Here is a 14,553-nt window from a genome sequence, read left to right as displayed (position 1 = left end):
TACTCAATTCCCTTCCATATCCCTTCTCCTCATTCACCTAACACGGCCGTCTAGCGATACTTCCCCCGTTACCACTTGCCGCCTAATCCCCATCACAAATTAATTCTCCCCGCAACTTCTCATATTTTCTCTCCATGCTAATTGACATTGAATTTCAGGGATGTTATAAAGTTAGTGTATAGCACTCACAGTGTGCGAGTGCTAATTATCAACCTGGTACATATCGAAAGGAGATCTATCCGTGGAAAAGAAACAGTTTCAAGCCGAATCCAAGCGTCTTTTGGAAATGATGATCAATTCGATTTACACACAACGTGAAATCTTTCTAAGAGAGCTTATCTCCAACTCCAGCGATGCGATTGACAAAATTTACTACAAGGCGCTTACAGACGACTCGCTCGTTTTTGACAAAGATAGCTACTTCATCAAAATTACAGCTGATAAAGACAAACGTATCTTAACGATTCGCGACACGGGGATCGGGATGACGAAAGAAGATCTTGAGAACAACTTGGGGATTATCGCGAAGAGCGGATCTCTTGCTTTTAAGAAAGAGAACGAAAGCAAAGACGGCCACAACATTATTGGCCAATTCGGGGTAGGCTTCTATTCCGCGTTCATGGTCGCTGATCACATCGCCGTAACGAGTAAAGCTCTTGGCAGCGACACAGCTTACAAATGGGAATCCGATGGCGCAGACGGGTACACCATTGCACCAGCAGAGAAAGATTCAATCGGTACGGAGATTGTCCTTTCAATCAAAGCGAATACCGAAGATGATAACTATGACGAATACTTGGACGAGTATCGCCTGAAAGCGATTATCAAGAAGTATTCCGACTTCATCCGTTATCCGATCAAAATGGACATCACTAGCAGACGTCTACAAGAAGGCAGCGAGAGCGAATACGAGGACTTCCAAGAAGAGCAGCACGTGAACAGCATGGTGCCGATCTGGCGCAAAAACAAAAGCGAGCTTACGCCGGATGATTACGAGAAGTTCTACCATGAGAAACACTATGGCTTCGACAAGCCGCTTAAGCATATTCATGTGAGTGCCGATGGCGCGGTCGTTTACCAAGCAATCCTCTTCATCCCTGAAAACATGCCTTATGACTACTATTCCAAAGAATACGAGAAAGGCCTTGAGCTTTATGCTAACGGCGTTCTCATTATGAATAAATGTGCGGACCTGCTTCCTGATTACTTCTCCTTCGTAAAAGGGATGGTTGATTCCGAAAGTTTGTCACTCAACATCTCCCGTGAGATGCTGCAACACGATCGTCAGCTTAAATTAATTGCGAAGAATATTTCCAGCAAAATCAAAGGCTCGCTTCAAAGCCTCCTGAAGGACGAGAGAGAGAAATACGAGCAATTCTACAAGTCCTTCGGCAGACAGCTTAAATTCGGTGTTTACAGCGACTACGGCACGCATAAAGAGCTTCTGCAGGATCTATTGATGTTCTCCTCCTCCAAAGAGAAACAACTTGTTACATTGGACGAGTATGTTGCGAGAATGCCAGAAGATCAGAAGTACATTTACTATGCTTCCGGTGAGTCCATTGAACGCATTGATAAACTTCCACAGACGGAACTTGTCACCGATAAAGGCTACGAGATCCTTTACTTCACAGATGATATTGATGAGTTCGCGATCAAGATGATTATGACCTACAAAGAGAAGGAATTCAGATCAGTATCAAGCGGGGATCTGGGTATTGATGTAGAGGATAACGCCAACGATTCTGAGTCGGATAAAAAGGAAAATCAAGACCTTTTCGACTACATGAATGGTTTATTGGCAGGCAAAGTATCAAGCGTCAAAGCTTCCAAGCGTCTGAGAAAGCACCCAGTATGCTTATCCACAGATGGCGATGTAACCATCGAAATGGAAAAAATCTTGAACGCGATGCCGAATAACCCGAACGTTAAGGCAGAGAAAGTATTAGAAATCAACGTTAACCATGACGTATTTGCTTCCTTGAAGGATGCTTTTGAAAAGGATAAAGAAAAATTGAATCTCTACACAGCGCTCTTGTACAACCAAGCTCTTCTCATTGAAGGCCTGCCGCTGCAAGATCCGGTTGAATTCACGAACGATATTTGTAAAATCATGGTGTAATCCTTTGCATGTAGGCACTGCAACTTCCCTGTTGCGGTGCTTTTTTACGTAAGACGTATGTATGTTAGCACATATGCTTAGGACGCATCCGAAGGCGTTGCCGGTTCATCCGCCAGATATGCGTGAATAGCCTCTGGTCGATTATAAACATATGCGAGTAAACGAGCCTGATCAAGACCAAGCGCCTCTGCTACCTTAACAATATCCAATTCGTGTGAAATTTTACTTAATTTTGCGCTTTTGACGGACATATGCTTCAACCATCCTTCGAATTAATGTAATTAATAGCACGTTAAACCGAACATGTGATATAGTTTTCATAAGACGTTATCGGTTGATAAGGGCAAAACCGCTGAAAAGTGGTGACGCAAAGCTAAAGGGACTAAATTGGCAATGATATCCCATACCCCAATCCAATATGTCAGCCAGCTACCGCCTCCATCCGATAATGGCAGTTCGACAAAGGAGGAATTTCAACTTGAATAAAATGGTCATTGACGGCAATATGAACACAGACGTAAAACACTTAATCGACAACTTGCATCTACCTGATGATAGTATTATGGACATGTTCTCTTTTTCATTCAGTGGTAACGTATTAACATGCGATGAAGCCATCCGATTTATTCATTTTCTTCGAAGTGAATTGGACAAACGCACTCAATAACCGAATTATGCCTTATCGCTTTCAAAAATACAGTCGGTTGATGTCATTAGAATAATTTTTTTTCAAATACTCATGAGGGCGCGTCATGATTGACTTTCTCTGATGAAACAACGAAAGACAGCGCATTTGGCGCTGTCTTTTATTTATTTTTTGTCACATTTCGAAAAAAAACAAATCAATTCGTGTCACCATCTAATTGTCCCAAGCAAACTAGCTATTTCGAACATAATATATATGAAATACTAGGATTACTAGAGTAACACACAACTCTCCCTGAAAGGAGGACAACCATGAGCGAACACTTGATTCCCCTTCATTTAACGGCGACTAGTGTCGTGACAGGAAGTATTACGACTACAACGACTACAACCCTTATTCCAGCTGTCAAACGTTTCACGGCCAATGTCGTATTGGGAAATATTCTTGGAGGCGTGACGACGATCCTTTCCTCCAGCTTTCGAGATGACACAGGAGCTAACTTGGCAGCCAATAGCCTGACGGTTCCCGGCAGCAACGGGTATTACAATGTATTCGTGAATGGTGCCCTTCTCTTAGGCTACTTAACGACATTAACGACAGCTAGTTTAGTGATAAACACGGGACTCACTATTGGAGTGACAGTCTGCTTAGAAACATTATCGTTCACTGCTTCCTCCTCCTCTACCTCAACAACGAACAATTTGGTCGTGACGACAACAATTAATACGTATTAGCTCATAAGGTTAAAAGTAAACCAACAAATATAAAGCCGCGCCGCCTCATGAAATCATCCATGAGACAACGCGGCTTCTATTTCGAACATATGCTGCTTATTTATCGCGGAGCAGCCCGACGTCATGCTTTCCCAATATTTGCGTTAACTCCTTCAAAAACATGTTAATGTCTTTGAACTGCCTATATACAGAGGCGAAGCGAATGTAGGCCACTTCATCGACGGGGTACAATTGCTCCATCACAATTTCACCAATGCCAAGGCTATCGACTTCAGCATGTGCTGTCGTACGAAGCTGCATTTCGACTTCGGAGACGAGCATCTCTAAACGCTCCATGGAAACGGGCCTTTTTTCACAAGCACGAATTAAGCCACGTAAAATTTTCTCTCGACTAAATTCTTCCCGGCTTCCATCTTTTTTAATCACAATTAGCGGTGTTTCTTCTACCATTTCGAAAGTCGTGAATCTTCTCGCGCATTTCTCGCACTCACGGCGCCTCCGAATGGATTTATTCTCATTGGCAGACCTGGAATCAAGCACTTTCGTACCAGAATGGTCACAGAATGGGCATTTCATTCGCTTTCATCTCCTTTCTCACTTGGAAATATCATTACCAGATGTTACATGTCTTGAAGTTCGAGGTTCTGCACACAATAGATTTACCAACCGACAAGGAGGTGAACAGACATGAGTTCAAACAAAAGCAGTAATACTTTAGTCGTTCCACAAGCTAATGCAGCCTTGGATCAGTTGAAGTACGAAGTAGCTCAAGAGCTTGGTATTGCTATCCCACAAGATGGCTACTATGGCAACATGACTTCTCGTGACACTGGCTCTATTGGTGGAAGCATTACTCGTCGCCTGGTGCAAATCGCAGAACAATCTCTAGCAGGTCAATTCAAGTAATCTTGAAGAACACACGCTAATGACTCTGCAAAACAGGAAGTATTGGACTTTGCGCTCCATTCGGAGCTAGTCCAATGCTTCTTTGTTTTATTCGGAGCTAAACGCCTTCACCTTGCCATTGTTCCGTGTAAAGATTCGTGTACTTCTCATAATAATAGAGAACACGTTGCACATAATGACGAGTTTCACCGAAAGGGATATCACGGATCTTATCTTCCGAACCGTCCCAGACGTTGTTATTTTTCCACTTATTCACATTACCTTGACCCGCATTATACGCTGCGATGGCGTAGACCAAATTCCCATTATAATGCTTAATTAACCAATTTAGATACCATGATCCCAAATAAATATTAATATCGACACGAAGCAAATCTTCTTGTGTATGAGGCCCTAAATTCGAGGATTCAACAATCCAATCAGCGGTGTCTGGCATCAACTGCATGAGCCCTACTGCGCCTTTGTTTGATTCTAAATGATATTTATAATTCGTTTCGACGCGAATAATGGCAGCAATAAGAAAAGGATCTACATTGTGTTTCGCCGCGCTTTGCTTAATCTCCTGCTGATAGTAGATGGGATATAGCTTTCTGCCTATAATTGCGCTATTCATGAAGAGAATCATGACAAATGCGATCAACAGAAGAGCAAACATTCGTTTTTTTCGAAAGAACGTCATGCCAATCCCTTCCCTACCCAGAACAGCTCCACCCTCATGTTGGTTTCTTCCCAAGTCCCGCTATTATCAATTACGATATCGGCGAACTTTCGTTTCTCCTCAATTGACATCTGTGCGTCCAGTCGAAGCTGGGCCGTCTCTTCGGACAAGCCATCTCGCTGCATCAGACGTTCCAACTGCATGTGACGCGGAATATAAACAACCATGATCTCCTCAAACATCGAGACCAAATTCGATTCTATGAGTAAAGGAACATCGACCACCACCAGCTTGGTGGGGTAGTCCCGTTCATACAAAGTCATGAGTTCACGCATTCTCGCCCGGATGGGGGGATGCAGTATGCCTTCTAGCTGCTTTCTCGCTTCAGGCGATCCAAAGATCATTTCACCAAGCTTCTTACGCTGCAAAGATCCGTCGGGGCCAATCACCGCTTGTCCAAAATGAGCAGCAACCTGTTCAAGAACAGGGCTGCCAGGCTCCACGACATCACGAGCTATCTGATCGGCATCGATTAAAAGGGCACCACGGCTAACCAACATGCGGCTAACCGTACTTTTTCCACAGGCAATACCACCTGTTAAGCCGATATTCATAAGTGCTTCTCTCCTAAAGGTTCATTGTGAGTGAACTATAGCATTTTCAAAAGTCCCATGACAATAAGTACGCAGCCTGGGAGAATAGATAACTTCTTCATCCAGTTCATTTCGGCATAACGGAAACCAATCCGTAAGCCGACAGCCAGTAAAGATCCACTTGAAATCGAAATAACAGAAGCCGTCAATAACGGCACGAAACCGATAAGTGCAGCCCCAATTCCAGCTCCGAAGGCATCCAATGAAAGCGCTAAGCCAAGCAAGGTAGCCTCCGAGGCTGAAATATTGCCGGACTTATCTACATCCGCTATAGATGGCGTTCGCAGTATTTGAATCACAAGCCCAAACCGTTTCAACTCAATACTGAGAATCTCCTTGGTCCGCTGCAACGTGTCGAACGTCACCGGTTCCACATAACCCGAGTTGCGAATCTCTTCGTAGGGCATAGAGCTAACCATGGCTTGATCTGCCGCAGGAGCTTCTTGTTGCGTTTGGTTTTTCTGCCCTTGTCTCATTTGTACAAGAGCCCATACACCAATGCCGATTAAGATGATTGCCCCAATACGCTTGGCAACCATAGGTGACATGAAGGAAGACATCAAAACGCCGATCTGCATCGATGTAAAAATAATGATACCAGACCAAAGCGATATAATTCCAATTGAGATAAGTGGAATGCGGATTTTGCGTAATCCATACATCACACCAACACCGAAACCGTCCAAAGAAACTGCGAATGCCAAAATGAGCAGAGATATGACAGGAAGCATACAAACCCTCCTAAGCGTTTTACCCAACTAACAGGCCTTATGGGCTGTTACCTAGGCTAAGTACTCCATATCATATGGGGAGGGTACGCTTCTCGTGCCTATTTCTCAGACTTCTTTCGCGACCGCTTGGGCTTTAATGGTTGGCAAGTGAGACATAGGTGTGTCCCTCTGCCTCCCACGACGGTCTTCACAATTTCTTGTCCGCACGTTTTGCATGGCTGTGTTTGTCTGCCATAAATGTTCAATTGATGCTGGAAAAGGCCAATTTCGCCTTGTCCATTCACATAAGATTTAATGGATGATCCGCCAACTTCAACGGAATCTTGGAGTGTACGGATAATCGCTTCATGCAACAAACCGAGCTCTTTCTTACTCAACGAGGAAGCTTCCCGTTCGGGATGAATTCCTGCCAAGAAGAGGGACTCGTCTACATAAATATTCCCAATGCCCACGATATATGCTTGATTGAGCAGGAGCGGCTTGATCTTCGTAGCACGATGCCCAATCACCTTGCGAAATGCTTCAAGGGTGAAAGCTTCATCCAGCGGCTCAATACCTAGTTTCACCAAAGGTGGTTGCGTAAGCTCTTCGCCCTTCGGGAATAGATGCATCGTGCCGAATTGCCGCACATCCTTGTACCGCAGTTCACTCTCGTCTGTAAAACGAAACAACACATGGGTATGCAGCTCGAGCGAGTCATCACCTGCGTACAAGCCATATCGGCCTTCCATGCGCAAATGAGAAACCATCACATAGTCTGTGAGCACGAAGCGCAGAAACTTCCCCCTACGTTCAATCGTTTCAACGGTTTGCCCTTGCAAGAGCGTTTCAAACTGCTGAATGTCGTCGGGTTTCTGGATAATGCGAGGCAGCCTTACCTCAACACGGGCGATCGTTTTCCCTGTAATGAGCGCATTGAGTGTTCGTTTGACGGTTTCGACCTCGGGTAGCTCAGGCAAGGTGTTCACCTCCTTCTTGAAATTGGGAGCGGCAGTTCACGCCGCTCCCCACTTGTTACTTGGCATCATACCAAGTCAAACCGAAATCAACGTCCGCACGTAAAGGAACGTCCAGCTTCAAAGCAGACGCCATGACTTCTGGCACCAGTTCCTTCATCGTTTCAAGCTCATCCTCCGGCACTTCGAAAACAAGCTCATCGTGTACTTGAAGCAGCATGCGGCTCTTTAATCCTTCTTTCGCTAATCTGTCAGCCATTTGCACCATTGCTAGCTTGATAATATCTGCCGCGGTTCCTTGAATCGGTGTATTCATCGCAGTACGCTCTGCGAATGAACGTATATTAAAGTTCGAATGTGTAATTTCAGGTAACAAGCGTCGACGTTGAAGCAATGTCGTGACATATCCGTCACGACGAGCATCTTTGACGATGTCATCCATATATCGACGAACCCCTTGGAACACCGCGAAATACTGTTCAATGAACTGAGCGGCTTCCCGGCGGGTAATATCCAGGTTCTGAGACAGGCCGTAGTCGCTAATGCCGTATACGATTCCGAAGTTAACGGCTTTCGCTTGACGACGCATATTGCTGTCAACGGCACTTTCCTCCACGCCGAAGACGTCCATCGCTGTCTTCGTGTGAATGTCCATATTCTGAAGGAACGCTTCCTTCAGCTTCTCATCCTGCGAGATGTGCGCCAGCACGCGCAGCTCGATCTGAGAGTAATCCGCTGCAAGCATGTACCATCCTGGTTCGGATGGTACGAAAACCTTGCGGATCTTGCGCCCCTCCTCCAGACGAATCGGAATGTTCTGGAGGTTCGGGAATTGGGAGCTGAGGCGTCCCGTCGCGGCGATCGTCTGCCGGTAGTAGGTGTGCACCTTACCGGTCTCCGGCCGCACCTCTTTGAGCAGCCCCTCGACGTATGTCGACTGCAGCTTCGCTAGCGAGCGGTAGTGCAGGATCTGCCCCACAACTTCGTTGTAAGGGGCCAAACGTTCCAGCACCTCGGCATCCGTCGAGTAGCCGGTCTTGGTCTTCTTCGAAGCTGGCAGCCCCAGCTTCTCGAAGAGAACCTCACCGAGCTGCTTCGGTGAGTTGATGTTGAACTCGACGCCGGCGAGCTTGTAAATGCTGGACATGATCGTGTCCAGCTGCTTGCCAAGCTCCACGCCGAGCGTTTTGAGCCCTTCGGCATCGACGGCGATGCCGCGTATCTCCATCTCCGCCAGAACGGCGGAGAGGGGCAGTTCAAGCTCGTAGAAGAGGCGATGCATCTCGCCCTTCTCTAATTCATCGCGCAGCACGGGTACCATGCGCGCCATAGCCATCGCTTTGCGACCCACATGGTCGCTAAGCGCGGCAAGTTCCGGCAGGCGAAACTTCGCGCCTTTGCCGAACACATCCTCGTCTGCCTTCACAGATGGCAGACCGTACTTCGCTGACAAGGCGCTCAAGCTGAGATTCGAATCCGTCGGATCGAGGAGGTAAGCGGCCAGCAAGACATCGAAATCCACCCCTGCCAGGTGGATGCCCTGCCAGGCGAGCGCGAGCTGCGCGCGATGCAGGTCGAAGAGCTGCTTCTTCTTGGAAGGGTCGCTGAGCCAATCGCGCAGCGGTTTGCCTGCATCGCTTTGCAGCAGGTCAAACGGCACGTAATACGAGGTGTTGTCAGCACCATCATCGATAAACCAGACAACCCCAACCATCACAGCTTGATGAGGATTCTCTCCAACCGCTTCCACATGAATGGCAGCGTGATCATCTAATTTGTCAATCAACTCACGAATATTCGCTTCTGTAACCGCAACAGCTTCCAGACTCTCGACAACGAGATCTTCGGCCTCCACGCTAACGGCACCGAAATCCAGCTTCTCTAGCAGCGACTTGAATTCTAGCTTGCGAAACATCGTGGACAACGCTTGTCCATCAAAGCCATCATAGCGGAACGACTCCCATTCGGTTTCCATTGGAACCTCACGATAGATCGTCGCCAGCTCTTTACTCATAAGAGCGCTCTTCGCATGCTCCTCCACTTTTTCTTTCATCTTGCCTTTCAGACTGGCAGTGTTCGCCAACACGTCTTCCACAGTGCCAAAGTCATGCAACATTTTGAGTGCAGTCTTCTCACCTACGCCAGGAATCCCTGGGATATTATCAGACGTATCGCCCATCAGACCTTTCAAATCAATGATTTGATGCGGCGTAAGACCATATTTCTCTTTAATAGCTTCCGGATCAAAGCGATCCATTTCGCTAATTCCCTTGCGGGTAATCGCAACAGTAACCTGCTCAGAAGCAAGTTGGAGCATATCTTTATCCCCAGACACGAGAAGCACTTTCTCTCCTCTTGCATCTGCCGCTTTCGTCAACGTTCCGATAATATCATCTGCTTCATAACCAGACAGCTCAAACTGCGGGATTTTGAAAGCTTTCAGCAATTCTTTAATTAACGGGAATTGTTCGGAAAGCTCTGATGGCGTCTTCTGACGACCACCTTTGTATTCACTATATTCTGTATGCCGAAACGTAATTTTCCCTGCATCAAATGCAACAAGAAAATGAGTTGGTTTTTCTTCTTCAATCAATTTCAACAGCATGGTCGTAAAGCCGTATACCGCATTGGTATGTAAACCACTTGAATTGCTGAGCAGCGGCAACGCATAGAAAGCACGAAACGCGATTGAGTTCCCATCAATAATAATAAGCTTATCCATAAGTTCACCCCAATTTTAGACATACTTCCATAATCATAGCATACGAAATTAAAATAAAAAAACGGTTCCCTACATAAACATGTAAGGAGCCGATATTTTACAAGTCAGGACGGTCAGGTCTTCAGAGGGAGGTTCTCCGTATGAGTCCTTTTTTCTCACCCACACGTAAAAAGCTTATTTTTTTTGATATGAATAATACGATTCTTGATCGCAGACAATGCTTCGACTCCGCTTTCCTTGAAGTTATGCAGGATTTCACGGCACGGTGGGAAACAGAGGATTCGAAACTGACCGCGCAAGAGGCACTGCTTAGCTATAAGGCTGAGTGGAGCCGCCATCGCAAAACACCTATCCGAAGTCCCATCTCGCCAGACGAGTTGCGGCATATTTGTTTAATGAAAGCACTCCATCCCTATCCAATGGGAGTGAGTACCGCGTTCACGCGAAATTTTTTCCATCAAATCGAAGAGAAAGAAGACCATTTCGTCGCTTTATTTCCAGGGGTAGAAGATACACTAGAGGTGCTCTCGCGTCAATATAAGCTAGCCATTATCAGTAACGGGAATCGGAATCGACTGCAGCGTAATTTGGAGAAAATGAAGTTAACTTCCTGGTTCGACCAAGAGCGTTTGTTTACAACAGAGAATGATGGACCACGAAAGCCGCATCCTGCGATTTTTGAGGGAGCCCTGAAATCGATGAACACGGCTGCGAGCCAGAGTGTGATGGTTGGTAATTCGTGGCGTAACGATGTGGTAGGCGCTGCTTCTACCGGGATGGATGCGGTCTGGATTCACCCTGCTAATATTAAGAAAATCTCAGAGAGGCGAATCGGCAAGCAGAAAGTGATTATCGTTCGTTCATTTAAACAATTAATCTATACCTTTTGAAACTTTTCTGACATCTGTTAAATACAAGACTAGCCAATGGTTTGAAAACAATAAATACTGCCTTGATGCGATTTGGCTTTCTTCTTGAGCCCAGCCGCCGTTTGAGAAATATAGTCTAGTGAAATAGGGGACTCACAACTGCAGATGACCAAAGATAAGGACACCGTGACCCCTTCGCTTTTCACTTGCTGACCACTTCGATCCACGACATACTCCCATTCTTCGCCCTCATAGAACATACGGACTCCCGATTCGAACCGAAGGATGATTTCCTCACACAGGTGTTTCGGCGATAGTGAAGAGGATATTGCAATAAAATCATCACCGCCGACATGTCCGACAAAATCGGTTGGAGTTCCATAGAACGCGATCGCTTGCTGCATTAAATCAGCCATATATTGAATTAATTGATCTCCTTTTTGAAACCCGAAGCGATCATTGTACCATTTAAAATAATCCAAATCCGCATAAATCACATGGAAGGGTACTCTTGCCGTTATTCGTTTGTTCAATTCCCGATTAATTTGCAAATTCCCCGGAAGACCTGTTAACGGATTCGCGACGCGAGCTGACTCCATCTTCACATTCGTAATACTCTCTAATATCGTTCGTATGGAAGCGGCTCCAGCCATTTTCCCCTGACTTGTAATGATGACAAGATCGTATAAATGATGAATCGCACGTGAAGTTGCGAGCTGAGACACTTGCTCCACAGGCGTTAACTCGTCAACGATCAGTGGATAAGCATCCATTACGCTATCAATTGTGCGGTTCCAGTACAAGGAGTAGGCATATTGACCTGCTAAATGCTGGAATAGGCGCTCTCGCATCATAAGGCCGCGAGGTTCATCATCTTGGACAATGACAACCCCGACAGCCTCTTGATTCCTTTTGAAAAACTCCGCTATCTCAGAGATTTGCACTTTCGTATGGAACACGCCAACAGGTGTTTTTAGCTCGCCAATATGCCAAGTCATCGTGCCTCCTTGTACGTTGCGATGCTGCCATATGGTCATTTTATGTGTCTCTTGCACTGTCGCTACGGATGTAGACGGTCTCCCGAGTAAAAAGCCTTGCGCATAATGTACACCCATCTGAGTGACTTTAGCTAACTCCTCTACTTGTTCAATACCTTCAGCAATCAACGAAATGTTCATTTTCTGAGCAAATGTAACGAAGGTTTCGAGAATATAGGCTTTCACTTTATTCAAATGAATATTTTCAATCAGAGAACGATCGATTTTGATAAAATCAGGCTGCAGCTCGGCAATCGCTTGAAGTGAAGAATATCCTGCTCCCGCATCATCAATCGCGATTCGATACCCCTGTGTCCGATAATGAGCTAGAATTTTCTTGGCCAACGAGAAATCCTCGATGGAGCTTCTTTCCGTAATTTCGAACACGACATTATGAGGACGAAGTCCATATTTCTGCAGAATCTCGAGCGTTGTACCTGGAATAAAACTAGGATCCTCTAACACATGTGACGAGATATTAATAAATAACAATTGCTGTGCGTGTTCCAATATAGAGCCTTGTATGGCCTTCTCACGTGCTAGCCGTTCTAGACGATACAGTTCACCTTGTCCCTCCGCGTATTGAAACATCGCCAGCGGCGAATGAAAAGGACCATCCACTGGACCGCGAGTTAACGCTTCATACCCCATCACTTGCCCATCTTGCAAGGATACAATTGGTTGATATACGGAAGAAATCCGTTGTTCTTCTATCAAATTACGAAACTGTATCGCGACTTCTGACTGAGTAAGCATGTCCATCATCCTTATCTTTTTCTGCATTAATTCAAGTCTATCAGATCAAATGGCAGGTAAGATTAACCATATGTAAAATGTGTGTAAAGACTTTAAGAAAAAAAGAGGGAATTACACTTTTTCCTCGAAAAGGTGAGATATGGATTGTAGGTGCGTATAGCAGATCTTGTGCGGAAAGGACAACCGATGGAACAACAAGTAAAAATCTTGGCGGTAGATGATCGCTATGAAAACTTGCTGGCTCTGAATAGCATTCTGGCCTCTTCTTCCTATGACGTTATTTCATTACAATCAGGGGAGGAAGCACTTCGCTATTTATTAAAAGAACCTGCTGACCATATTGCGGTAATTTTGATGGATGTTCAGATGCCGGGGCTTAGCGGATTTGAAACCGTTGAATTAATAAAGCAACGCAAGGCTTGTCAAGATATCCCCATTATTTTCTTAACAGCCCTGAGTACCTCGATTGAGCATGTCTTACGAGGGTACCATGTGGGATCGATTGATTACCTATTTAAACCTGTTCATCCCAAAATGCTGCGCATGAAGGTAGATGGTTTCGTCAATATGCATCTAAACCATCAGAAGCTGAAAGCTCAAAGCGAGCTTTTACATAAACGCACATTGGATTTAGAAGAAACGAATCGCAAACTTGCAGAAGCTGAAGAGAAATTAATCGAGCAAAACTTACTTCTCGAGAATTGGGTGGAAGAACGTACCTCAGAGCTCGTCGATGCCCACGAGAAACTTATGAACTCGCAAGAGCATTTCAAAAAAATGTTCATCCTCTCCCCGTCCTTAATGGCCATTCGTCGATTACCGGAACTCACCTATCTGGATGTTAATGAGAGCTGGAAGCAGCATACAGGCTATGGAGACGAAGTGATTGGCACAGCCTTGAATATCATGCGTGATGATGCTAATAACCCCGCCAAATATGGCGATATTGTTCGGAATGAAAAGGTTCGCTACGTCACCAAATCTGGCGATATTCGAACTGCGCTGCTATCCACAGAAATTATCGATATCGAAGATGAAAATTGCTTGCTGCATGTCGCCGTGGATATTACGGAAAGTCTTCGATTCGAAACCGAAATGGCACGCCTTGCCCAATTAAACCTAGTGGGTGAAATGGCCGCAGGGATTGCGCACGAAATCCGGAATCCGATGACGACCATCCGCGGCTTTCTTCAACTCTTCCAAGAAAATGATCGCCATATGCAAAAAGAATATATCCCCATCATGTTAGAAGAATTGGACCGGGCCAACGATATTATTACGGAATATCTGTCCCTTGCCAAAAATAAGCAATCCTATCAACGTCCTGAGAATATCAATCGTATCATTGAAAGCTTATTGCCTCTCATTCAAGCAGAAGCGGTTATGTCAGGCAAGCATGTGAACGGACAATTCGGCTATTGTCCAGAGATACAGCTGGATGACAAAGAAATGCGACAACTTATTCTGAACATGTGTATGAATGGTCTTGAAGCCATGAACATAGGTGGAACACTATCCATTGAAACCTATCAGGAACCGGAACACGTTGTTCTCTTGATTGCTGACCAAGGTAGTGGCATTCGGACAGAGCATTTGGAGAAGCTTGGTCGCCCCTTCTTCACGACGAAGGATGAAGGAACTGGGCTTGGTTTAGCCATTTGCTACAGCATCGCTGCCAGACATCACGCTACGATTGAAGTGAGTTCGACCCCGAATGGGACAACCTTCATCATTCGCTTCCCGCTTCACGCCAAATGAGAAAG

14 protein-coding genes and 1 riboswitch are annotated in these 14,553 nt (G+C 45.5%); of the genes, 6 read left to right on the top strand and 8 right to left on the bottom strand.

Annotation, left to right across the window (positions count from 1 at the left end):
- Nucleotides 1–241: 241 nt before the first annotated feature.
- A complete protein-coding gene (gene htpG / locus AC58PV_RS19655) occupies nt 242–2,122 on the top strand; it encodes a molecular chaperone HtpG (protein ID WP_497434021.1) in 1,881 nt (626 codons plus the stop codon).
- A gap of 77 nt (nt 2,123–2,199) precedes the next feature.
- Here htpG and AC58PV_RS19650 read toward each other — a convergent pair whose 3' ends face one another.
- Complete coding sequence (locus AC58PV_RS19650; protein ID WP_497434020.1) at nt 2,200–2,373, bottom strand: hypothetical protein; 174 nt, start codon at nt 2,371–2,373, stop codon at nt 2,200–2,202.
- Nucleotides 2,374–2,454: 81 nt separating this feature from the next.
- Nucleotides 2,455–2,559: riboswitch (cyclic di-GMP riboswitch) on the top strand.
- A gap of 41 nt (nt 2,560–2,600) precedes the next feature.
- Here AC58PV_RS19650 and AC58PV_RS19645 point away from each other — a divergent pair.
- Together AC58PV_RS19645 and AC58PV_RS19640 are read left to right on the top strand one after the other, a co-directional pair.
- On the top strand, nt 2,601–2,789 hold the full coding sequence (locus AC58PV_RS19645) for a hypothetical protein (RefSeq protein ID WP_497434019.1): 189 nt from the start codon (nt 2,601–2,603) through the stop codon (nt 2,787–2,789).
- A 290-nt stretch (nt 2,790–3,079) separates the two neighbouring features.
- Entirely contained in the window at nt 3,080–3,502 is a 423-nt protein-coding gene (locus AC58PV_RS19640; protein ID WP_497434017.1) for a DUF4183 domain-containing protein, read from the top strand.
- Nucleotides 3,503–3,598: 96 nt separating this feature from the next.
- Here AC58PV_RS19640 and nrdR read toward each other — a convergent pair whose 3' ends face one another.
- Nucleotides 3,599–4,078: a transcriptional regulator NrdR gene (gene nrdR / locus AC58PV_RS19635; RefSeq protein WP_056616650.1), complete on the bottom strand. Its 480-nt coding sequence runs from the start codon at nt 4,076–4,078 to the stop codon at nt 3,599–3,601.
- Between the two features lie 111 nt (nt 4,079–4,189).
- Between nrdR and AC58PV_RS19630 the strand changes: the two genes are divergently transcribed.
- Complete coding sequence (locus AC58PV_RS19630) at nt 4,190–4,408, top strand: alpha/beta-type small acid-soluble spore protein (protein WP_068662656.1); 219 nt, start codon at nt 4,190–4,192, stop codon at nt 4,406–4,408.
- A 97-nt stretch (nt 4,409–4,505) separates the two neighbouring features.
- On the opposite strand, the gene AC58PV_RS19625 is transcribed toward AC58PV_RS19630, so the two are convergent.
- The 5 genes from AC58PV_RS19625 to polA form a co-directional block, all read right to left on the bottom strand.
- Nucleotides 4,506–5,087: a lytic transglycosylase domain-containing protein gene (locus AC58PV_RS19625; RefSeq protein ID WP_497434016.1), complete on the bottom strand. Its 582-nt coding sequence runs from the start codon at nt 5,085–5,087 to the stop codon at nt 4,506–4,508.
- Nucleotides 5,084–5,680, bottom strand: a complete 597-nt coding sequence (coaE, locus tag AC58PV_RS19620; protein ID WP_497434015.1) for a dephospho-CoA kinase — start codon at nt 5,678–5,680, stop codon at nt 5,084–5,086. Before coaE ends, AC58PV_RS19625 begins: the two co-directional genes overlap by 4 nt.
- Before the next feature lie 35 nt (nt 5,681–5,715).
- On the bottom strand, nt 5,716–6,450 hold the full coding sequence (locus AC58PV_RS19615; protein WP_497434014.1) for an MntP/YtaF family protein: 735 nt from the start codon (nt 6,448–6,450) through the stop codon (nt 5,716–5,718).
- Nucleotides 6,451–6,548: 98 nt separating this feature from the next.
- On the bottom strand, nt 6,549–7,409 hold the full coding sequence (gene mutM, locus AC58PV_RS19610) for a DNA-formamidopyrimidine glycosylase (RefSeq protein WP_497434012.1): 861 nt from the start codon (nt 7,407–7,409) through the stop codon (nt 6,549–6,551).
- 55 nt (nt 7,410–7,464) lie between these two features.
- Nucleotides 7,465–10,128 (bottom strand): DNA polymerase I, encoded by a 2,664-nt coding sequence (polA, locus tag AC58PV_RS19605; RefSeq protein WP_497434011.1) that lies wholly within the window; start codon nt 10,126–10,128, stop codon nt 7,465–7,467.
- Nucleotides 10,129–10,268: 140 nt separating this feature from the next.
- Here polA and AC58PV_RS19600 point away from each other — a divergent pair, with 140 nt between their 5' ends.
- Complete coding sequence (locus tag AC58PV_RS19600; protein WP_497434010.1) at nt 10,269–11,018, top strand: HAD family hydrolase; 750 nt, start codon at nt 10,269–10,271, stop codon at nt 11,016–11,018.
- A 29-nt stretch (nt 11,019–11,047) separates the two neighbouring features.
- Here AC58PV_RS19600 and AC58PV_RS19595 read toward each other — a convergent pair whose 3' ends face one another.
- The gene (locus tag AC58PV_RS19595; protein ID WP_497434009.1) at nt 11,048–12,790 is read right to left on the bottom strand and encodes a GGDEF domain-containing protein; all 1,743 of its coding nucleotides are present in this window, start codon (nt 12,788–12,790) and stop codon (nt 11,048–11,050) included.
- A gap of 186 nt (nt 12,791–12,976) precedes the next feature.
- Here AC58PV_RS19595 and AC58PV_RS19590 point away from each other — a divergent pair, with 186 nt between their 5' ends.
- Nucleotides 12,977–14,548, top strand: coding sequence for a response regulator (locus AC58PV_RS19590; RefSeq protein WP_497434007.1), 1,572 nt, complete (start codon nt 12,977–12,979; stop codon nt 14,546–14,548).
- Nucleotides 14,549–14,553 lie beyond the last annotated feature (5 nt).

The sequence above is a fragment of the Paenibacillus sp. J22FR83 genome (assembly GCF_059691955.1).
The sequence above is the reverse complement of the archived record's forward strand: the minus strand, read 5'-3'. Positions and strand labels throughout refer to the sequence as shown.

Bases quoted from the DNA above. Each gene is read 5' to 3' on its own strand.
- polA (WP_497434011.1), bottom strand. From the start codon at position 10,128: ATGGATAAGCTTATTATTATTGATGGGAACTCAATCGCGTTTCGTGCT.
- AC58PV_RS19630 (WP_068662656.1), top strand. From the start codon at position 4,190: ATGAGTTCAAACAAAAGCAGTAATACTTTAGTCGTTCCACAAGCTAAT.
- AC58PV_RS19640 (WP_497434017.1), top strand. From the start codon at position 3,080: ATGAGCGAACACTTGATTCCCCTTCATTTAACGGCGACTAGTGTCGTG.
- AC58PV_RS19600 (WP_497434010.1), top strand. From the start codon at position 10,269: ATGAGTCCTTTTTTCTCACCCACACGTAAAAAGCTTATTTTTTTTGAT.
- AC58PV_RS19615 (WP_497434014.1), bottom strand. From the start codon at position 6,450: ATGCTTCCTGTCATATCTCTGCTCATTTTGGCATTCGCAGTTTCTTTG.
- AC58PV_RS19590 (WP_497434007.1), top strand. From the start codon at position 12,977: ATGGAACAACAAGTAAAAATCTTGGCGGTAGATGATCGCTATGAAAAC.
- AC58PV_RS19650 (WP_497434020.1), bottom strand. From the start codon at position 2,373: ATGTCCGTCAAAAGCGCAAAATTAAGTAAAATTTCACACGAATTGGAT.
- AC58PV_RS19595 (WP_497434009.1), bottom strand. From the start codon at position 12,790: ATGCTTACTCAGTCAGAAGTCGCGATACAGTTTCGTAATTTGATAGAA.
- AC58PV_RS19625 (WP_497434016.1), bottom strand. From the start codon at position 5,087: ATGACGTTCTTTCGAAAAAAACGAATGTTTGCTCTTCTGTTGATCGCA.
- coaE (WP_497434015.1), bottom strand. From the start codon at position 5,680: ATGAATATCGGCTTAACAGGTGGTATTGCCTGTGGAAAAAGTACGGTT.
- nrdR (WP_056616650.1), bottom strand. From the start codon at position 4,078: ATGAAATGCCCATTCTGTGACCATTCTGGTACGAAAGTGCTTGATTCC.